The organism is Parabacteroides faecalis (genome assembly GCF_022809355.1).
In the GTDB taxonomy this organism is placed as follows: Bacteria; Bacteroidota; Bacteroidia; order Bacteroidales; family Tannerellaceae; genus Parabacteroides; species Parabacteroides faecalis.
The window spans coordinates 16,279-36,449 of sequence record NZ_JAKZMM010000015.1; the positions used below are offsets into that span (position 1 = coordinate 16,279).

Consider the following 20,171-nt stretch of genomic DNA (forward strand, 5'->3'; position numbering starts at 1 on the left):
TGCTCCTTTTCCAGAAGAAGTGTCGAAAACGGTGTTTTTAGTGCTCCTTTTCCAAAAGAAGTATCGAAAACGGTGTTTTTAGTACTTCTTTTTCCCAAGAGGTATAAAAAACAGGGTGTTTAATACTCCTTTTCGCCAAGAAGTATAAAACACCCTGTTGTCAGTATTCCTCTATTTATTTTACTTCTTCTTTATGGAAATATTCAATTAAGAATTTCCAATTGTCTTGGATAATCTCTTTGCCACGCTCAGGACCGGCCAAACTCTTCGTTTGTGCGTCGGCCAGCATACCTCGCTTGGTCATTTCAATCAGGATACTGGTGCTGCAATGCTTAACGATGAAAAATCCCAAAGCGGCCTTTTCGGCTCTTTCTTTATTATAGAACGGGTTCTTCTCGTCCTTAATGCAATCAATGTCAAGTGTAAGAACTTGAATACCGTCTTCGGGAGAAGCATAAACACCAAACTTACGCGGTGCATCTGTCGGTTTGCCTTCCGTGAATACTTTCCCAATCTTTTCTGTCAGGAAGTTGTATAGTTCCACTTCACTTTGCATGTAAATCAGGACATCGTCCGGTACAACTTCCTTGAATTTCTTATAATCGTCCTGTACGCTATCTCTTCTTTCCTTTTCTTTCGGGTCGATGAAAGCCATGCTATTCTCAGCTTCTTCTTTAAAGATAGCATAATCCGGATGTTCGGGTGAAATGATTTTATACAGCCACTGCGGAGATGTATAAGCCAGGAACGGCAGACGGCTGACGTGAGCCAGCAGGTTATGGATGATCAGGACATCACGTTCGTTCGTCTGGATGCCTTGTTCTTTCCAATAACTTTTGGTCGTTTCTGTCAGTTCTTCGTTGGTGTCCGTAAGCAGATACGAATTATAGTGGAACCAATACAGCAAGTTGTTGTATTTATCTGGCTCATCGTAGCGGGTTTCATTGCTGAACAACTCCTGCATGCGGATATTTTCAGGAGCAACAGTCCATTCGTCGCAGAAGATTTTATAAATCATGTTGGCTGCTGCCTGATTGGCTGGATTATCCGGATTAACGAATGTTCCTTTTCTCCATCCATGATATTGTTGAGTAAAGTGCCACAACAGAAAACGAACATCTTCCAAGTTGGCTTCATCTTCGTAGTAATGGTCGCTCGTCGTAAAGAAAGGCAGATAGCGTCCATAACGTTCTTTGAATCCGCTGATGAAAGTTCTCCAAATATTGGTTTGTGAGATAACATCTTCAAAGTAAGCAGCCATGCGGATAGAGATTTGCTTGGCTTCGTCTCCTTCAAACGAGTTGATCAATTCGGTTGCTACTAATATATCGTAAATGCGATTGGCAATATTCGTATAATACGAGTCAACCGGCGTGCTTTGTACATACGGATGCAGGGCAAGCCAGTCTTTCGAGAAGATTTTAATGTTTTTCATTTGTATAAATTCTTTTAATTTGTTTGGCAAAGATAATAGATTTTCGTTTCAATCCTCATCATCCGAATCGAAATCGAAGTCAAAATCGAAATCGTCGCCACCTTCATAGAAATCTGCTCCCGTAAACTGCTCCAGTTCGCGGCGGTCTTTTTTCGTGGGTCTGCCCAAACCTTTAGCCCGATTGACAAAGCCCGAGATACGATTCATCTCCAGAATTTCATACTGGTCGGGTGTCGTTACGTTTTCCATGAACTGCGGAACAAGTTTGGCACCCATCCGGTTTTCGGTCAGGTCCAATACTTTGAACGAAAAGGTAACGGGCGGTTTCCGTACCTGGATAATATCACCCACTTTAATCATTCTGGACGGTTTGACATTGACTCCGCCAATCATGACACGTCCTTTTTTACAGGCATCCGCTGCAATGCTTCTGGTTTTGAAGATGCGCGTTGCCCACATCCATTTATCGATACGAACCTCGTTCATCTTATATCTATTTATTGTTGAATTGATTCATCGTTAATTGAATACCCGCCAAACAGAAACTTTTGATGATTTCGGTTGCGCGGTCCAGTATTGCAGGCATTTGGTCGAGTTCTTCTTGTGGAAACTTTCCCAACACAAAGTCAATTTGTCCGCCCCTTGGAAAATCATTTCCCAGTCCGAAACGCAGGCGGGCATAGTTTTGTGTGTTCAACATCTGGGCAATGTTCTTCAATCCGTTATGTCCGGCATCGCTACCTTTCGGTTTCAATCGGAGCGTACCGAAGGGAAGAGCCAGGTCGTCTACAACGATCAAAAGGTTTTCGACCGGGATGTTTTCCTTCTGCAACCAATAACGGACAGCATTACCGCTCAAGTTCATATACGTATTGGGCTTCAGGACAACCAGCTCGCAGTTCTTGATCCGCATACGGGCTACGGCTCCATACCGTTCGTCGGTGAAAGAGGCTCCTGCCTGTTCTACCAAATGATTGACAACACGGAATCCGACATTATGACGGGTTCCCCAATATTCAGAACCGATGTTTCCTAATCCGGTAATTAAGTATTTCATATGATGTTTCGATGAATTTAAACAGAAAAATAAAGGGGTTTATTCGGAAGAACAAACCCCTTTTCTGACTAAATCTTATGAATGATAAGATATTCTTTATCTTATAAAATGTACGTATTAAGCTTTAGCCTGAGCACCACGAGCGGCACGAGTCAACTGAACAGCGCAAACAACAGCGTTCTTAGCGTTCATGATTTCCAAGCCTTCGAAGTGGATTTCACCTACCTGCATAGTCTTACCTAAGCCCAGGTGATCAACGTTGATAACCAATCTTTCAGGGATTTCTGTATAAACAGCTTTCACTTTCAGTTTTCTCATCTGTAACTGAAGCTTACCACCGGCTTTAACACCTTCAGCGTGACCTTCCAAAACAACCGGAACTTCCATTACGATTGGTTTAGTATCACATACTTCCAAGAAGTCGATGTGAAGGATAGCGTCAGTTACCGGGTGGAACTGGATATCTTTCATAACTACAGTTTTCTTTTCTCCGTCAATTGTCAATTCAACTGCATAGATATCCGGAGTGTAAACCAAGTTACGAACTGCGCTGTTAGTAACTGAAAAGTGGATTACTTTCTCACCTCCGTACAGAACGGCAGGGATTTCATCGTTTTTACGCATAGCTTTCAAAGCTCTCTTCTGATCAGCCGGACATGCAGCGATCTCTCTTGACTTACCTTCTAATTGAAATGTTTTCATTTTAACTAATTAAATGTGTTACTCAAAATTAGATTGTTTTTCTAATTCGCTTTCTAATTTTCCCATCACACGGGTAGAAAACGCGGCAAAGGTAGTGATTTTTTATTTTACAGGCAAATATATAAGTTTGATTTTATTCTTTTTTAATGGGTGATGATTGGGATTATTCTTTTGATTCCGGTTAGTAATAGTTCAGTTCACGCTGTGGATTACTTAGTTCACGTCGTACACTAAAGAATTTATGGTGAACTGTGACTCTTTTGTAAGGCTGCTTGGGTGTTTTGTGTGCTGCTTCAGATTTCTTTTCTGGACTACGAAAAGAAGGTGTGCTGTATTTATAAATCTTATAAAAAAACTAAAAGGAAACACACGCTTTTCAAATCTTATGTGTATGTTTGTATAGAATAGTATTGAATTGACTATAAATCGAAATTCGTATATGATGGAATTGCCCTTAATTGATTTTGACTCATTGAAATCGAGGTTGTATATGTATGAGAGCTATCAAGCTGATATTTTAGTTGCAGATCTGAACAGTCAGGACGTTTTCCTAAATGATCCTGTCCGTGTAAATGCTTTGCAGGTATTGCTGGTATTGGAGGGCTCGATTGATTTGAGTATAGATTATGTTCTTTTTCAAGCTTCGACTAATACGGTTGTTACAATAATGCCGACGCATATTACCAAGGTAATGAAATACAGTCCAAACTTCAAAGGCCGATTGATGGCGGTTTCGCGTGCGTTTTTGGAACAATCAATGATGCCGAACCATTCATCGTCGATGATTCAATATATGAAGATTCGGAAAAACCCGACCATCCTTTTGCAGGAATCAGAAATCAAAACGTTGGACGAGTGTATGCTTCGTCTGCGCCAGACAATCCTTCAGACGAGCCATCATTTGCAACGCTTGTTGATTCAGAATACATTGATGGGCTTTTTTATTGAGATGGGGAATATTTTCTCAGAGCGGAAAGAATACAATACACCGCCTTCGTTGACCCGTAAGGAAGAATTGTTCGAATCGTTCTTACGTATATTATATATGTATTGTAAGGAACAGCATGTGGTTTCGTTCTATGCCGAACAATTGTATATTACGCCTCAGTATTTGTCTTTAATCTTAAAGGAACTGACCGGTAGGTCGGCCAACAAATGGATTGATGAGGCTTTGATGCAAGAAGCCAAGATCTTATTGAAGGCTCCTCAGGCAACCGTTCAGCAAGTGGCAGATGCCTTGCATTTCTCTGATCAATCCACTTTTGGTAAATTCTTTAAGAAACATGCAGGAATGTCTCCGATGGAATACCGGAAAAATTCCTGATGTCTCTAAGCGTTAGTCGATTTGTATATAATCTCTTTTACGGAACTTATACCAGTTTATCAATTCATTGGCTCCGTAAAAGAGAGTGGCAACGCCGAAGATCGTAAGCGTGTTTGCCATAATATCCATCGGATATACCAGAATCATGACTCCGACAAGCAGAATCAGTGAAGGCAAGATGTAAAAACCATAAGGCACTACGCTCCATTTACGTGCTCTGATAAGCGTACTGATCTGTTGTATGCCGGCCAAAACCAATACGGCTCCTAATAAATACATCAGGATGTTGACAAAGAAATTCGGCATCAGGAGCAACCAGCCGCCTAACAGTAAGCTTCCAAGTCCGTCGAGCGGGAAGAGTGGCGGTGTTACTTCATCTTCTTTGTTCCGCAAGAAATAACCGACAATCGAGTAGATTCCAGGCAACAGGAAACAGGCACCGATTACCATAATCATATAGATAATGGCGGCTTCGGGCCACATAATTAATACAAAGCCCAAGATCAGGGCCAACGCACCTCGCAGGATGCCAATGTTTGTTCTTCTCATTTTTATTATGTTTTATGCATTTGATTCTTCCTATTAAGATAACAAGCGAGAATCGCATTTGTTGGTGAATTGGCAGGTGATTTATTCATCAGGCCACAGAAACGGCGTTTATTCTCATTTTCCTTTGCCAATTGATAAGGCGGACTGTTATCTTCTCCTACAAATGTAGGAAGAATTTGGATTCCTTGTAGAGAATAATGGGTTATATATATTGAGGTAGAATTATCTGCCAAATACAAGAATGCGAAAGTTACTCATCTCAATAAAAGCAAAAAAGGACTTCAAGCGAAGTCCTCTTTTATATAGTCTTTTCAGAATTACGTTTCAATCATAAAGGGAATTGGGATATTATAAATATCCGTTTTCCCATCTTAGCATTTCACTTTTGCCTACTTCTGCCAAATACTTAGCACATTTCTGCCACATGGCAACTAAAAACTTTTTCATTGTCGTTAAAATTTTAAATAGTTAATAATGCGGTTGGAAGAGATCCTTCTTATTTTAATGATAACCTTAATAAAACCTTTCAATCTCTTTTTGGATACTATTCCAACCATTACCTAAACAATCTGGATCCGGTCTTTTCTGATTTACTAGAAATCTATAAAGTTAGGATCGAAACTCCTATAAATCGGAGTAATAACTAAACAATCTTTTTACTTTAGTGTTGCATAGTTATGTTTTACGACACAAAAATACTTTCTTCATTTGTACGTTGTTCTTTTCGAAGCAGAAAAATAAAGAAATCCTCTTCTTTCTTGACTTATGATAAGAAAAACTACGGGAATACAGGATAAATGTCAGTTTTGAGCGGCTTTATTCCCTTATCGGATTCAGATAAAAAGCGTATCTTTGTTGTCTGATTGAAGAATTGATAATGTATTGAACATATATGCGTATAGATATTTTGACAGTATTGCCGGAAATGATAGAAGGAATGGTAAATTGTTCTATCGTAAAGCGTGCCCAAGATAAAGGTTTGGCTGAAATTCATTTACATAACCTGAGAGATTATACGACGAATAAATGGCGTAGAGTAGACGATTATCCCTTTGGTGGAGAAGCCGGAATGGTGATGCAGATAGAACCGATCGACCGGGCTATTTCTGCATTGAAAGAAGAACGGACGTATGATGAAGTAATTTATACTTCGCCGGATGGGGAGACTTTTAATCAACCAATGGCTAACCAGATGTCGTTATTGAATAATCTGATTATTTTGTGTGGTCATTACAAAGGTATCGATTATAGAATCCGCGAGCATTTGATTACGAAAGAAATCTCAGTGGGCGATTATGTATTGACCGGAGGAGAATTGGCTGCTGCCATTATCACGGATGCCGTAGTTCGCCTGATTCCGGGAGCGATAGGCGATGAGCAGAGTGCCTTGTCTGATTCCTTCCAGGATAACTTATTGGCTCCGCCAGTTTATACACGTCCGGCAGAATATAAAGGATGGAAAGTGCCTGATATTCTATTGTCCGGTCATCAACGCAAGATAGAAGAATGGCGTTTGCAACAGGCTCAGGAGCGAACAGCCCGTCTTCGTCCGGACTTGCTCAAGAAGTAAAGGCTGTTCGTGCCCGTTTATCGCCAGAGAGGAAAGAGATAGGTTAACTTAACTCCGATTGTCTGGCTGGCAGAACGGGCAAAAGGATCCTTTTTCTGACTACCGTAAATGTCTCCCAACGCATAATAGTATCGGCCTTCCAACAAGAAATGGCCGATACCGGTAGATAATTCCAATCCGGGTCCGCCACACAATCCCCAATCGAATTTCTTTTCAATAGGCATGTCGTGTTGCATATTATTCCGATTAGGTTCAGCACCGTTCAGATTGCTTTTTGTGCTTTCGCTCAAGGCGTAACCGATTTTCGGTCCTAAGTTGAAGAAGAACTTGAAACGTTTTCCTCCGAAATAGATATGAGTCAGGAACGGAAGTTCTATATAATTGATCGTCCGACTGTATTGATATTCCGGTTGTTCTTCAAATTCTTCTTCCCAGCCTTGCTGTGCATAATTCAATTCGGCTTGAAGTCCCAGATGATTTTCTGTAATCCAACGGAGCGTTACACCTCCTTGGTAACCTTGTTTCATTTTCTGGTTTACTTTCGGAGAGAAAGATACCGAAGAAAAGTTCATACCAAAGGAAACACCCAAGGATAGTTCCTGTTTGAACGAGTTGGTTTGCGCTTGCCCGTTATCAATTGAAAAGAGCAGCAAAGAGGCTATTATAAACAAATACTTTGTCATCTTTTCTATATTATTCACGAGTTACGGTAAAATCTCTATTATAATGAACAATAAAGATTTGTGTATTGATGAAACCTCCCCAGTTGTTGACACGATGGAAATCAAAGCCTGTCTGGATACTTGGATAACGGATGTTGTCGAGCTCTTCTTCGAAGTTTACACCATATTTCTTCATGGCACCGAAGAAGAACATACCTGTATCAAAGCCAAGGATACCATATTTCGGATAGGTATTGATCAAATCCTTACTATACCAAGTCTTGAATTTATTGTAGAAATCCTGCATGGGTTTTGACAGATTGTCTGCATAAAAGTTGGTATAAATATAGGTATCGAGAGCATAGAAGTCGTCGAGAGCTTCCCGTACGTAGGTTTGCCATTCAGGATAACCAAATAACGAAATGGTATAATCGGTTTGTGTTTCGGCTAAAACTCGTAACGGTGTTTTGATTTTCTGCAATGCTTCCAAGGATGATGAAGTCGGAATAATCACATTGCGGGTTTGATCCACCATATAAAGGGAGTCTAAATCTTCGGCAAAAGTTTCGCCGTTGTATTCGATTTCCTTGAAGGGAACCTTATGATCTTTCAACTCTTCTTGTAGCGCTTTGATGAAAGGCTTTTTCTCTTCTTTGTCGTGAATCTTGACAAAGATGATATTATCGTTGGCAAACAACTTGCGTCCGCGTTCGGCTGCCTTTGAGTATAAATAAGAATGAGGCGTGTTTACTTGGAAGACAAAGTTGTTCGACAAGACATCATCATTCTTTGAGGTGAAAGGAATGACGTATTTGATACGATGTTCTTTGGCAAAGTCTGCAATCATTTTAATCTGATCATTTTGAACGGCTCCGATGATCAGATCCGCATTCGGCAAAGTTTCACCGGTAAGGATTTCACGGATCCGGCTTGTTCCTTCTCCTGTATCATAGACTGATAAGTCTAAAGAAAGTCCTTGATTCTGCAAGCTGTCAACAGCCAGCAGCATACCTTCGTAGTATTCAATGAAACGAGACGATGCGGCTGTCTTCTTACTTGGATTGAAGGGTAATAACAAAGCAACCTTGAGCTGGTTAAGTTCTTTTGTGCTTTTAGGAGCCGACAACAAGGCATTTACTTCAGATTCCGACTGAATGAATGATTCGGCTGAAGTATTATTATCGGTCTTGCTGGCAACAGCCTCTTCTTTTACCGGTACTTTGATTTCAACTCCGGCTTTGACTCCGTTCTTTAATTGCGGATTCAGTTTAATGAGTTCGTAACTGGAAACCTTGAATTTCCGGCACAAACTATACATCGTCTCTTTTTTCTGTATCGTATATGTCGTTTCCTTGACAGGTTTTTCTTCGGGCTGTGGTGTATTTTCTGTTTGAGAGACCTGTGCCATTGCCTGTATGTTTTCCTGAGAAGGAATACGGATGGTACGTCCTTTCTGAAACGTCTTTACCGAAAGGCCTGGATTGGCTTGCAGGATATACTGTGCTGGAACCTTATATTTCATGGAAACAGCATATAGCGTTTCCTTGGGTTCGATAGTATGGAAAGTATAAGTTTCCGTATTATTTCCGGATGTAGAAACCTTCTTTTGAGGAATGAGTAGCACTTCACCGGCTTTGATTCCTTCTTTGCTTCCCGGATTTAACTTATAGATGGCTTCTGTACTGACGCCATACATGGTAGCGATTGCATATACTGTTTCTCCTTGTTCAATGGTATGTTGAAACGTTTTACTTTCCTGTCCGAAGGTGAAGAGACTGGCAAAGCTGAATACACACGTGCATATAACGGTCTTTAGTCGATTCATTTTTTCATTGTTTAATCGGGACAAAGATAGTGTAAGTCTGCAAAAAAAGCTAATAAAGGCCTTGGGAAACTGCTTAAATCTTATTAAGTAGAACAGAGCGGCTCGAGGGCATGTAGCTGTTCGGTCGTTACAAAGTCTTTTTAGCACAGTTGTCGAAAAGCTTTTCCATATCTGTCAAAAAGCTTTAGCACATATATAGTAAAGCTTTAGCACATCTGTCAAAAAATTAAAATCATACGACAAATGAAATAACTTCCCTGCGACTACCAGACTTCTTTAAGCTGTTAGTTTCCTATAAAAAAGGTAAAAAGAGAACGGGAAAGCTGTCCTTCTTGAGGTTAGGAGGGCATTGTATCAGGATTTATTGTAATTTTGGAGTCAATTAGTAAGCGTATGAAAATGAAAACACTTGGAAAGTGGTGCTGGCTTTTCTTTTTATTGGGAATGATTTTCCCTTTATCAGCAGAAGAATATGTAGTGAAGGGCGGACAAGGTGAACCGATGCTGGCAAAAGAAGAAACATCATTGAAATTGAAAGTTTATGTAGTGAACGGAACAGAAGGCGTTTCTATCAGCTATACATCAACTTCCTCCAGCCATCAATGGTATCGATATAAGACAAAAAGGTTGGAAGCTGAACCTATTGCCTGTGAACAACAGGGAACAACATCTACGATTACGCAGGTAGAAGATGGTTATGGTTATTTTGTAGAAGAAGGTCCTTTGTCTTCGTATGTCTGGATCATTGATTACAGCAAGCATCCATTTGAAATAAATAATCTGGCTGTTTCGGACGACAGTGATCCTTGTTCGGGCGTTATCTTGACGGGTAATTACAAGATGGATAATCTGACCTATTCGGATCCGACAAGTGGTATCAACCGTCAGTTGAACAGAGAATTTGAAGTCTCTTATGAATCCTTGGAATGGGATGAAGAAGCGAAGGTTCTCAATTCGGTGGAAAAGGTAAAGAAGCTGGAAGGAAATCCGTTCCAACAGTTGATTGATTCGGTTTATGCGGATACGAATTTCACGCTGACGGGTGATCAGTTTGCTTCTCATTTTGGTAAACCTCAATCGGCTACTACCGATTTTTATGAAACATCTTCTGTACTGTTGCAGGCCGATACAACCGTATTCCTGGAGGCAGCCGAGAATATGACAGCCACCTCTGAAGCGCTTTCAGCTCCGGTAACGATTCGTTTCACGGCTTATGCCAACGAACCGGTAGCTTCGTTGTATATCTGGAAAATCTATAAGACGGAAGAAGGAGCTGATAATGCCTTGATTCGTTTTACCGAACCCGAAGTGGAATATACATTTTCTGAGTATGGAAAATATACGGCTGAAGTGGAAGTAAGCGACCGGACTGGTAAATGTTATGCTTCTTATCCCTTTGAAATAGAAGTGGCCGAATCTTTTTTGGATGTGCCCAATGCCTTTTCTCCGGGAACAACACCCGGCGTTAACGATGAATTTCGAGTGGCCTATAAATCGTTGGTTAAGTTCTCCTGCTGGATCTTCAACCGTTGGGGGCAGCAGATTTACCATTGGACGAATCCAGCGGAAGGCTGGGATGGGAAAAAAGGAGGAAAGTATGTAGCGCCCGGTGTTTATTTCTATGTGATAGAAGCCGAAGGTTCGGATGGAATTAAATACAAGAAAAAAGGAGATATAAATATCTTGCGTCCGAAGAAAGAACGTAACTTTGAATCTTCGGGAAGCGGAAGTACGGAAATGTAGAACTTATTATTCAATAAAGATGAAAACAAAGATAATGTCAGTACTAGCGGTGTGCCTGTTGTTTTTCTTTGCCTGCATATCGGTTTGTTCGGATGATTCAGCAACGATTAAGCGAGAAAAGCCAGTGGTTCCGTCCATGATTATGACGCCAGAAATACCGGATCAGATTGACTTTTGTGGTCAGTCCATCGATTTGACACGTTATAATATGCACGAAGGAATTGATCGGGAATTGTCGTCTTTCTGCTATTTGCACGCAACTACCATGTTAAACTTCAAGCGGGCAAATCGTTATTTCCCGATCATTGAACCTATTTTGAAAGAATATGGAGTTCCGACAGACTTTAAATACCTGGCTGTCATAGAAAGTAACTTGGATCCTCGGGTGAAGTCGCCGGCTCGTGCCGTCGGTATGTGGCAGTTTATGGAAGGAACAGCCAGAGATTATGGATTGACAATAACGACTACTGTGGATGAACGTAGCCATGTAGAGAAATCGACCATAGCTGCTTGTAAATACCTGAAGGACGCTTATGCCAAATATGGTGATTGGGTAGCTGTTGCTTCTTCCTATAATGCAGGAATGGGACGAATATCGGGAGAATTGAGTAAACAGGATGTGGAAAGTTCATTGGATTTATGGCTGGTTGAAGAGACAACACGCTATGTCTATCGGATACTGGCTATCAAATTGATTTTCGAGAATCCTTATAGATATGGCTTTGTTTTACGTGAGCGGGATTTATATAAGCCGATAAACTGTAAATCGGTAGAAGTTTCTTCTGATATTCCGGATCTGGCATCCTTTGCCAAGAATCAGGGCATAACGTATGCTGATCTGAAGCGGTTTAATCCTTGGTTAAGAGATCGGAAACTCGTGACAGCCGGAAAGACATATGAGCTGTTGATTCCTCAGGTAAATGATATGTTTTACAAGACTCCTAACGAGAAAGTTTACAACCGAAACTGGCTGGCTGAATAAAAATAGGAATCTTGTAAGCAATAGATTATTAATTGTTGGCTGAAAAAGCTAACTTTGTAGAAATTTTTAAGTAGCATGATACAATCAATGACAGGTTTCGGTAAGGTTACTGCCGAATTGCCTACCAAAAAAGTAACCGTAGAGATTAAGGCGCTTAATAGCAAACAACTGGATTTGTCAACACGTATTCCTTCTATTTATAAAGATAAGGAAATGCAAATCCGCAGTCGGTTGTTGCAGACTCTTGAACGTGGAAAAGTTGATTTTGCTATTTATATAGAATATATAGGAAAGGATGCTTCATCGCAGATAAATCAAGAGGCAGTGATGTCTTATTTTGCTCAGTTGAAAGAATTGTCTGATAAATTAGGAATCAATGTTCCTTCAAGCTGGAATGAATTGCAGTTGCTGCTGAGAATGCCGGATGTGATCAAGACAGATCCGGTAGAAGCAGACGAAGAAGAATGGAATGTTGTAAGCAAGACAATTGATGAGGCTATTCAGCATTTGTGTGATTTCCGTATTCAGGAAGGAGCCATGTTGCAGAATTTGTTTGTCCAGAAGGTATCGAATATTGCAGCTTTGCTGAAAGATGTCGAACCGTACGAGAAAGAACGGATTGAGAAGATTAAAGCTCGTATATTGGACAATCTGGAGAAGTTGGCTGTCGATTATGATAAGAATCGTTTTGAGCAGGAAATGATTTACTACATCGAAAAGTTGGATGTCAATGAAGAAAAGAACCGACTGGATAATCATTTGAAGTATTTTCTTGAAACGATGGAAACCGGACATGGTCAGGGTAAGAAACTTGGATTTATCGCTCAGGAAATGGGTCGCGAAATAAATACACTGGGCTCAAAGAGTAATCATGCGGATATGCAGAAAATAGTTGTTCGCATGAAAGATGAATTGGAGCAGATAAAAGAACAGGTGTTGAATGTCTTATAAGTAAAAGGATAGAGAATGGCAGGAAAATTAATTATATTTTCGGCACCGTCCGGATCTGGAAAGTCAACCATCATTAATTATTTGCTGACACAGAATCTGCGACTTCGCTTTTCTATTTCAGCAACCAGTCGTGCACCGCGTGGAACAGAGAAAAATGGAGTGGAATATTATTTCCTTTCTCCGGAAGAGTTTCGTGCCCGCATCGCTGCCGGTGATTTTCTGGAATATGAAGAAGTATATACAGACAAGTTCTATGGAACCTTGAAAAGTGAAGTTGAAAGAATTCTGGCGGAAGGCGATAATGTGATTTTTGATGTGGATGTAGTGGGCGGCTGTAATATCAAGAAGTATTATGGCGACCGGGCTTTGTCGATGTTTATTCAGCCACCAAGTATCGAAGAATTGCGTCGCCGTCTGGTAGGTCGTGCAACAGATGCGCCGGAAGTGATTGAAAGCCGGATTGCAAAAGCATCGTATGAATTAGGTTTCGCATCCAAGTTCGACGTGGTCATCGTTAATGATGATTTGGAAAAGGCAAAAGCAGAAGCTTTGCAAGTCATAGAAAATTTTATCAAGGATAAATGAACGAACGGAATTTATCGAAGAAATGGCTTTACGGATTTATTGTAATAGCCATAGCCGCATTAGGTGTATTAGGCTGGGCCTTTGTTAAACAGGATGTAACCGTCATGGTTGCAACAGGACTGGTCGTTGGTGTACAAGTGATGAATATTATACAATGGGTTCAGAATCATTCCAGAAAAAAATAGGAATTTATTCCGGCTCCTTTAATCCGATTCACATCGGTCATTTAGCTTTGGCTAATTGGCTGTGTGAATTTACGGATCTTGATGAGGTGTGGTTTATGGTAACACCTCATAATCCTTTCAAAGAAAGAACCGATTTGATAGATGATCAGCTTCGCTTGGAGATGGTTGAAAAGGCCATAGCCGGCTATCCTAAGTTCAGGGTTTGTGATTTGGAATTCCATTTACCCAAACCTTCTTATACTATTTCTACGTTAAAGGCATTAAAGGATTTATATCCTTCTTTGTCTTTCTCCTTGATTATGGGAGCCGACAATTGGAATAAGTTTGACCGGTGGAAAGACTATCAGGAAATTTTATCTGTGTGCGAGTTGATTGTTTATCCGCGTAAGGGAAGTAGCTCACTGGTAGATACCAAACAGTTTCCACAAGTACATGTAGTGGATGCTCCCGAAATAGAACTTTCTTCTACTTTTATCCGACAAGCTTTGCGCGATAAGAAAGATGTTCGCTTTTTTATTCCAGAACCCATCCGAGAGCTGTTAGATAAAGCCTTTATTAATTCCGAAAAATAAAAGAATAAGCTGCTTTTTACTTTGGCATGCAGCCTTTCAAATAAAATATCCGGCAGAGAGTTTTTCAGTTATATTCTCTGCCGGATATAAAAACAATGTTTATTCAATTGTCAGTGTCAGACTCTTCAAATCTTTATCGGCTGATGAAGGACCATAAAGAATTTCGTATTTTCCTGGGCGAACTTCCATGGTTTGTGTTTCATCATTGAAAGACCAGAAGGCTTTCGGTGTCAATTCGAAGCTGATGGTTTGTGTTTCTCCCGCAGCGATATGAGTACGTTTGAATCCTTGCAAGCTCTTTAGCGGTCCTTTCGGATCATTAGAATTCTTTATGTAAAGCTGGGCAACTTCGTCTCCATCTATTTTACCTGTGTTCTGAATATCTAAAGTAACAGTCAGGTTTTCATTTGCATTGATCTTGTCCTTTGATAACTTAGCATTCTTGTAGGCAAATGAAGTATAGCTTAATCCGTAACCGAATGGATAAAGCGGAGTTTCGGTCATATACCGGTAAGTACGTCCCTGCATGTTATAGTCTTCGAAGTCAGGCAACTGATCGATGGATTTATAGAATGTAACAGGAAGACGTCCTGCCGGATTATAATCACCAAACAAAACATCAGCTACCGCAGTACCGGCTTCCTGACCGCCGTACCAGGCATTCAGGATAGCATCCAGATTTTCGTTCTCCCAATTCAAAGCTAAGGCACTTCCTGTGCAGACAACATAGACAATAGGCTTGCCTGTTGCTTTCAAGGCTTTTACCATTTCTTTCTGTACAGTCGGGATTTCGATATTCAGGCGGTCGCCTTTCTTGAAGCCTTCAGCATCCACCGGCATTTCTTCGCCTTCAAGTCTTGGAGATATTCCTCCGACAAAGATGATAACGTCGGCATCCTTCACTTCGTTGGCTGTTGCCTGATAATCTACCGGAGTACGAACGGCTATGGAGAAATTCAAATCAGCCGATCCTTTCGCTTGCATGTATTCGATTTTGATCGGATATTTCTTTCCTTCTTCTGCTTTTAAGGTATATTTTTGAGTACTACCGTATTCGTTTGTCCAGCTTTCAGCTACTTTTTCTTCTCCGATGAAGAGACGGAAACCATCATTTCCGGAAATAGTAAATTCAATGTCACCACTCTGCGGTGAAGTGAATTCGCCGGTGAAACGTGCCGAAAAGTCTGTTAAGTTAACATTGGGTGCAAATTGTGTATTTCCACCTGTTGTGTAATGCAGTTCTTTTGCCAGTCCGGAATAAACGGGTTCTCCTTTAAATTCTGTATTGTTGAAGAATTCGGATTTCAATCCGTTACCTTTTTCGGAAGTAACACATTGTCCTAAATCTTTCATCAGGAAGTTTTCAGTATGATTACAACCTAATGTATAAATAACTTCTGTATTGGGCACCTTGGCTTTGATACCATCCAATATTGTTACTGTATGAGTCGGGAAACCATTATAGTTGGCCCACAACATAGTTGAATCGGCTGCATTAGGACCAACAACGGCTATTTTCTTCAATTCTTTGCTCAAAGGCAGGATCTGATTCTTGTTCTTGAGTAGAACCATACTTTGACGAGCCATATCGAGAGCCTTGGCTACGTGTTCAGGACTTTCTACTACGCTGTAAGGTATGTTAGAGAAAGGAGCACGGTCGTCCGGATCAAACATACCTAATTCCATGCGGGCTCTGAACAGACGGCGAAGCGAAACGTCTAAATCAGATTCTTTAATCTTTCCGTCCTGAATAGCTTTTAAAAGGGCATGATAACTGCCGCCACATTCCAAATCGGTTCCGCTTAAAACAGCATCAGCTGAAGCGCTTTCTGCATCGGGATGTGTTTCGTGGCGGGGTGTATTTTTATCTTTCTGCCAGAAATCGTCGATTGCTCCACAGTCGGATAAAATAATTTCATCGTATCCCCACGTGTTCCGAAGGATATCTATCAATAACTTATCACTACTGCAACACGGTTTTCCTTCGAAACGGTTGTAAGCACACATGACTTCCTGTACATTCGCTTCTTCTACCAAAGCTTCGAAAGCCGGAAGATAAGTGGTCCATAAATCGCGGGGAGAGACTTCTGCATTGTATTCATGTCGGTTCCATTCGGGACCACTATGTACGGCATAATGCTTGGCACAGGCATGTGTTTTGAAGTATTTCGGATCGTTACCCTGTAAACCTTTTACTACGGCAACACCCATGCGTGAAGTCAGATACGGATCTTCTCCGTACGTTTCCATACCACGTCCCCAACGAGGATCACGGAATATATTGATATTCGGTGTCCAGAATGTCAATCCTTTGTATCTGTCGTATTCTTTGTCCTTTTGATACTGATGATATTTAGCTCGTGCTTCATCGCTGACAATATTGAACGTCTCATAGACATCTTCATCGTTGAAAGTTGCAGCTAAAGCGATTGCCTGAGGGAAAACAGTGGCTCTTCCGGCGCGTGCCACACCATGCAAAGCCTCGTTCCACCAATCGTATGGAGGAATATTCAACCGTTCGATAGCTGGTGTCTGATTCATCATTTGTCCTACTTTCTCTTCCGGAGTCAGTCTGTTTAACAAATCGTCCACACGTTCTTCAATCGGGAGATCCGGATTTTGGAACGGATAATTCTGCTTCTTTTCCGAGCAGGATGTTACTGTAAGTACTGCAAGGGCAGTAAAGGTTAAGTGTTTTATTTTCATGTTATAAGATATTTGTAGAAAATACATAAAGTTATTCTGCAAACGTACTATTTTTATTTCTTTTTTCAAAATAAAAGAACAAGTTTGTAATGTTTTGATAGAGGATTAAGGCGAGAATAGTACATAATGATTATCATCAGAAATTGGAACATCAACTTTGGGGAAATCAGTAATAATGGTATGAACTTCCTTTTTATGGTTACTTTTAATCGTAAGTTGCTTCCTATTTTTGCATTGTAAGAAATCAGAGTTGATGAATAAAAGAAATGGATGTTCATGTAATTATCAAAATTTATGGATAGAAGAGATTTTCTGAAAATGTCGTCCATGACAACATTTTCTGCTATCAGTGCTTGGACTGGAGCAAAAGGTTTTAGTCGGTCATCGTTGCAGATTGATCGGAATAATAATTCTTCCAATATGATGGAATGTAGGGAATTAAAAGATTTGAAGGTTTCTTCAATTGGATTGGGTTGTCTTCCGATGGTGGGTTACTATGGAGGAAAATATAATAAGCAAGATATGATTGCTTTGATTCGTCGGGCGTACGAGAAAGGAATAACTTTCTTTGATACAGCAGAAGTGTATGGCCCTTATCTAAGTGAAGAATGGGTGGGAGAGGCAGTGGCGCCTTTTCGGAATGAAGTGAAAATTGGTACAAAGTTTGGTTTTGGAGTCGAAGAAAAACAACCAACGGCTTTGAATAGTCGTCCTGATCATATTCGTCGGGCTGTGGAAGGATCGTTAAGACGTTTACGTACCGACCATATTGATCTATTATATCAGCATCGTGTTGATCCGAAAGTACCGGTAGAAGATGTGGCGGGTGTCATGCTTGATTTGATGCAAGAGGGAAAAATCTTGCATTGGGGAATGTCTGAAGCTAGTGCACGTTCTATCCGACAGGCTCACGCTGTTTGTCCTCTTTCTGCTGTACAGAGTGAATATGCTATTTGGTGGCGTGAACCAGAAACCAAAATATTTCCTACACTTGAAGAACTAGGAATCGGTTTTGTACCTTATTGTCCGTTAGGCAGGGCTTTTCTTACAGGAGTTATTGATGAAAATAATCGCTTTGACAAATCTGATCGTCGTGCTACATTGCCCCGGTTTACTCCTGAAGCCTTAAAACATAATATGCCTCTTGTTGTTCTCGTTCGTGAATGGGCAAAACGCAAAGGTGTGACCCCGGCTCAATTCTCTCTTATGTGGATACTTTCCCGTAAGTCGTGGATTGTTCCGATTCCTGGTACGACAAACCTTGATCATTTAGATGATTTGATGGGGGCAACAGATGTATATCTTACAGCTTATGAAATGGAAGAGTTTGATCGGGAATATTCTAAAATAGGTTTGATGGGACATAGAGCAGATCCTTTTACAGAAAGTCAAATCGATAAATAAGATACAAGGAGAATAGAAAATGATTATCTTTAAATGATCCAATAAAGGATTGGATTAGCTTATTGGGAACAGTAACTTATATTTAATAGAAATGATTATGAACAAAATTTTAGTATCACTTTCAGTGCTTTGTATGGCATGTTTTTCTGTCAGTGCACAACAAAAAAACAGTAATATGGAAAAAACAAATATTTTAGTAGCTTATTTCTCGGCAACGGGCACAACGGCCAAAGTTGCTCATCGCATTGCGGAGATTTCAAAAGGGGATATTTATGAAATAACTCCGGAACAATCTTATACGAAAGCTGATTTGGATTGGCATAATCAAAAGTCGCGAAGTTCTTTGGAAATGAATGATGCGAAATCTCGTCCGGCATTAAAAGGACAAAAAGAGAATATGCAGGATTATGACACGGTCTTTATCGGTTATCCGATTTGGTGGGATCAGGCTCCACGGATCATCAATACATTTATTGAAAGTCACCATTTGGAAGGTAAGAAATTGATTCCTTTTGCTACTTCTGGCAGTAGCGAAATTGGTAACAGTGTAAATACGTTAAAGAAAACTTATCCTGATTTGGAATGGGAAAGCGGGCGTCTGATGAATAACGTCAGTCCGAAAGCTCTTCAAAGTTGGGTGGACAGTTTTAAATAACGGATCTGTTATAGATAGGATTGTAATGTATTATCATAATGTATGAGAAAAGAAAGTAGAGAAATGGATAGTAAGTGGGCTTTGGAGATTATGCGCAAAGCCCCTTATATTACAGTGAGTTTTACACGAGCCGACGGGACTGCTTATGGAGTTCCGCTTTCCTTGGCTTGTATGAGTGATGATTTATGGTACTTTCATTGTGCGCCGGAAGGTGATAAATTGGAGGCAATAGCTGTACATCCTGAAGTCTGCCTTTCCGCAGTGACTAAATGCCAACCTACGGTAGGACCTAAAGACGGTTCTTTTACCCTTCAGTATCGATCGGCCATCGCTTTTGGCAAAGCCGAAATAGTGACGGATACGGAAGAGAAGATCCAAGCGCTTCGGGCTATCAGTCAGCGTTTTCTGCCTCAGCATATGGATGCTTTTGAAGAGGCGGTCCGTCGTAGCCTGCATCGTACGGCAGTAGTCCGGATTACGCTTTCAGCTCCGCCTACAGGTAAACGTAAACAATATGATCAGAACGGAGACGAAATGAAATATGGTAGAATGGAATAATCTACTGGAAGGAAAAAGAGGATGCCTCTTTTGACGCATCCTCTTTTCTATTATAGTTGCTGCATTTGTCCATAGGGATCATACGAACGTGTTTTTGTAAACTAAAATCAGATTGCTAAACTTGCTAAGTTTGATCTGTTCCCATTTTTTTGTTCAATACTCCTCTATCTCAACTCTACCGTCCTTGCCGCTTAAGTTTACAGTGAATTTACGCGTCGTTCCATCCTTGTCGATATATGAGAAACCATTGTTGGGTATGCTGCCAAAGAAAGTCATAATCACCATGATGGGGCATTCTGGTAACAGCTCAAACTGTTCGTAAAGCGTTTCTTCGTGGAACGAGATTCTGCCGTTGTCGTCTATTTCGCACTCGCTGAGTTTGAGTACCTTGAAATCCTTTATCACGGTAGTGGTTGAGAACAGAACTTTCACGTACGAATCGGCCGCTCTCGCATTGAATACGTGGTATTCCTTGATTTCCATGAGAAAAAACTCGTCGACAGAACGAACGTATACAGGAGCTGGAATCCCTTTTACAGGCGTTCTGGCTACGGTACTTTGAATACTGTCGGCAAAAGATATTGCCGCTAACAACAAAACAAAAACTCTGAATAAGTAATAAGTGTTGCTGTTTTCGCACATGGTAGACTGCCCATTGTAAAGGCGTGGATCTGTTCCAAAACTGCTCATAAAAGCTTTCATTCCT

20 protein-coding genes are annotated in these 20,171 nt (G+C 40.6%); 11 read left to right on the forward strand and 9 right to left on the reverse strand.

Going from position 1 to position 20,171, the window contains the following annotated elements; all coding sequences use genetic code 11:
- Positions 1 to 175: 175 nt before the first annotated feature.
- The 4 genes from MUN53_RS07525 to MUN53_RS07540 all read right to left on the reverse strand — a co-directional run bounded on the left by MUN53_RS07525 (position 176) and on the right by MUN53_RS07540 (position 3,194).
- Positions 176 to 1,435, reverse strand: a complete 1,260-nt coding sequence (locus MUN53_RS07525) for a DUF3843 family protein (protein ID WP_243324468.1) — start codon at positions 1,433 to 1,435, stop codon at positions 176 to 178.
- A gap of 48 nt (positions 1,436 to 1,483) precedes the next feature.
- On the reverse strand, positions 1,484 to 1,921 hold the full coding sequence (locus MUN53_RS07530) for an RNA-binding S4 domain-containing protein (RefSeq protein ID WP_022456427.1): 438 nt from the start codon (positions 1,919 to 1,921) through the stop codon (positions 1,484 to 1,486).
- A 7-nt stretch (positions 1,922 to 1,928) separates the two neighbouring features.
- Positions 1,929 to 2,492 carry an aminoacyl-tRNA hydrolase gene (pth, locus tag MUN53_RS07535; protein ID WP_243324470.1) on the reverse strand — a complete coding sequence of 188 codons (564 nt, stop codon included), beginning with the start codon at positions 2,490 to 2,492 and terminating at the stop codon, positions 1,929 to 1,931.
- A 117-nt stretch (positions 2,493 to 2,609) separates the two neighbouring features.
- Positions 2,610 to 3,194, reverse strand: coding sequence for a 50S ribosomal protein L25/general stress protein Ctc (locus MUN53_RS07540; protein ID WP_022456425.1), 585 nt, complete (start codon positions 3,192 to 3,194; stop codon positions 2,610 to 2,612).
- Positions 3,195 to 3,684: 490 nt separating this feature from the next.
- On the opposite strand from MUN53_RS07540, the gene MUN53_RS07545 reads away from it, so the two are divergent.
- Entirely contained in the window at positions 3,685 to 4,518 is an 834-nt protein-coding gene (locus MUN53_RS07545; protein WP_243324472.1) for a helix-turn-helix domain-containing protein, read from the forward strand.
- A 12-nt stretch (positions 4,519 to 4,530) separates the two neighbouring features.
- Here the strand turns inward: MUN53_RS07545 and MUN53_RS07550 are convergent, their stop codons facing one another.
- On the reverse strand, positions 4,531 to 5,067 hold the full coding sequence (locus tag MUN53_RS07550; protein ID WP_243324474.1) for an HdeD family acid-resistance protein: 537 nt from the start codon (positions 5,065 to 5,067) through the stop codon (positions 4,531 to 4,533).
- Between the two features lie 892 nt (positions 5,068 to 5,959).
- Between MUN53_RS07550 and trmD the strand changes: the two genes are divergently transcribed.
- Positions 5,960 to 6,637, forward strand: coding sequence for a tRNA (guanosine(37)-N1)-methyltransferase TrmD (gene trmD, locus MUN53_RS07555; RefSeq protein ID WP_243324476.1), 678 nt, complete (start codon positions 5,960 to 5,962; stop codon positions 6,635 to 6,637).
- A 17-nt stretch (positions 6,638 to 6,654) separates the two neighbouring features.
- Here the strand turns inward: trmD and MUN53_RS07560 are convergent, their stop codons facing one another.
- Both MUN53_RS07560 and MUN53_RS07565 read right to left on the reverse strand, forming a co-directional pair.
- Positions 6,655 to 7,320 carry a porin family protein gene (locus MUN53_RS07560; protein WP_243324479.1) on the reverse strand — a complete coding sequence of 222 codons (666 nt, stop codon included), beginning with the start codon at positions 7,318 to 7,320 and terminating at the stop codon, positions 6,655 to 6,657.
- 10 nt (positions 7,321 to 7,330) lie between these two features.
- Positions 7,331 to 9,124: a PBP1 and LysM peptidoglycan-binding domain-containing protein gene (locus MUN53_RS07565; protein WP_243324480.1), complete on the reverse strand. Its 1,794-nt coding sequence runs from the start codon at positions 9,122 to 9,124 to the stop codon at positions 7,331 to 7,333.
- Between the two features lie 393 nt (positions 9,125 to 9,517).
- Here MUN53_RS07565 and MUN53_RS07570 point away from each other — a divergent pair, with 393 nt between their 5' ends.
- The 6 genes from MUN53_RS07570 to nadD all read left to right on the forward strand — a co-directional run bounded on the left by MUN53_RS07570 (position 9,518) and on the right by nadD (position 14,142).
- Positions 9,518 to 10,867 (forward strand): T9SS type B sorting domain-containing protein, encoded by a 1,350-nt coding sequence (locus MUN53_RS07570; protein WP_243324481.1) that lies wholly within the window; start codon positions 9,518 to 9,520, stop codon positions 10,865 to 10,867.
- Between the two features lie 13 nt (positions 10,868 to 10,880).
- A complete protein-coding gene (locus MUN53_RS07575; protein WP_394803057.1) occupies positions 10,881 to 11,849 on the forward strand; it encodes a lytic transglycosylase domain-containing protein in 969 nt (322 codons plus the stop codon).
- 75 nt (positions 11,850 to 11,924) lie between these two features.
- Complete coding sequence (locus tag MUN53_RS07580; protein WP_022456416.1) at positions 11,925 to 12,800, forward strand: YicC/YloC family endoribonuclease; 876 nt, start codon at positions 11,925 to 11,927, stop codon at positions 12,798 to 12,800.
- Positions 12,801 to 12,815: 15 nt separating this feature from the next.
- Entirely contained in the window at positions 12,816 to 13,385 is a 570-nt protein-coding gene (gene gmk, locus MUN53_RS07585; RefSeq protein WP_243324483.1) for a guanylate kinase, read from the forward strand.
- Positions 13,382 to 13,570, forward strand: a complete 189-nt coding sequence (locus MUN53_RS07590) for a hypothetical protein (RefSeq protein ID WP_022456414.1) — start codon at positions 13,382 to 13,384, stop codon at positions 13,568 to 13,570. Before gmk ends, MUN53_RS07590 begins: the two co-directional genes overlap by 4 nt.
- Positions 13,540 to 14,142: a nicotinate (nicotinamide) nucleotide adenylyltransferase gene (nadD, locus tag MUN53_RS07595; protein WP_243324484.1), complete on the forward strand. Its 603-nt coding sequence runs from the start codon at positions 13,540 to 13,542 to the stop codon at positions 14,140 to 14,142. Before MUN53_RS07590 ends, nadD begins: the two co-directional genes overlap by 31 nt.
- 99 nt (positions 14,143 to 14,241) lie before the next feature.
- Here nadD and xyl3A read toward each other — a convergent pair whose 3' ends face one another.
- Complete coding sequence (gene xyl3A, locus MUN53_RS07600) at positions 14,242 to 16,848, reverse strand: xylan 1,4-beta-xylosidase (protein WP_243324485.1); 2,607 nt, start codon at positions 16,846 to 16,848, stop codon at positions 14,242 to 14,244.
- A 294-nt stretch (positions 16,849 to 17,142) separates the two neighbouring features.
- Between xyl3A and MUN53_RS07605 the strand changes: the two genes are divergently transcribed.
- From MUN53_RS07605 to MUN53_RS07615, 3 genes are all read left to right on the forward strand, one after another.
- Complete coding sequence (locus MUN53_RS07605) at positions 17,143 to 18,252, forward strand: aldo/keto reductase (RefSeq protein WP_243324486.1); 1,110 nt, start codon at positions 17,143 to 17,145, stop codon at positions 18,250 to 18,252.
- A 97-nt stretch (positions 18,253 to 18,349) separates the two neighbouring features.
- Positions 18,350 to 18,907 (forward strand): flavodoxin, encoded by a 558-nt coding sequence (locus MUN53_RS07610; protein WP_243324487.1) that lies wholly within the window; start codon positions 18,350 to 18,352, stop codon positions 18,905 to 18,907.
- A 42-nt stretch (positions 18,908 to 18,949) separates the two neighbouring features.
- On the forward strand, positions 18,950 to 19,465 hold the full coding sequence (locus tag MUN53_RS07615; RefSeq protein ID WP_243324489.1) for a pyridoxamine 5'-phosphate oxidase family protein: 516 nt from the start codon (positions 18,950 to 18,952) through the stop codon (positions 19,463 to 19,465).
- A 153-nt stretch (positions 19,466 to 19,618) separates the two neighbouring features.
- Here the strand turns inward: MUN53_RS07615 and MUN53_RS07620 are convergent, their stop codons facing one another.
- Positions 19,619 to 20,167, reverse strand: coding sequence for a hypothetical protein (locus MUN53_RS07620; RefSeq protein WP_022456409.1), 549 nt, complete (start codon positions 20,165 to 20,167; stop codon positions 19,619 to 19,621).
- Positions 20,168 to 20,171 lie beyond the last annotated feature (4 nt).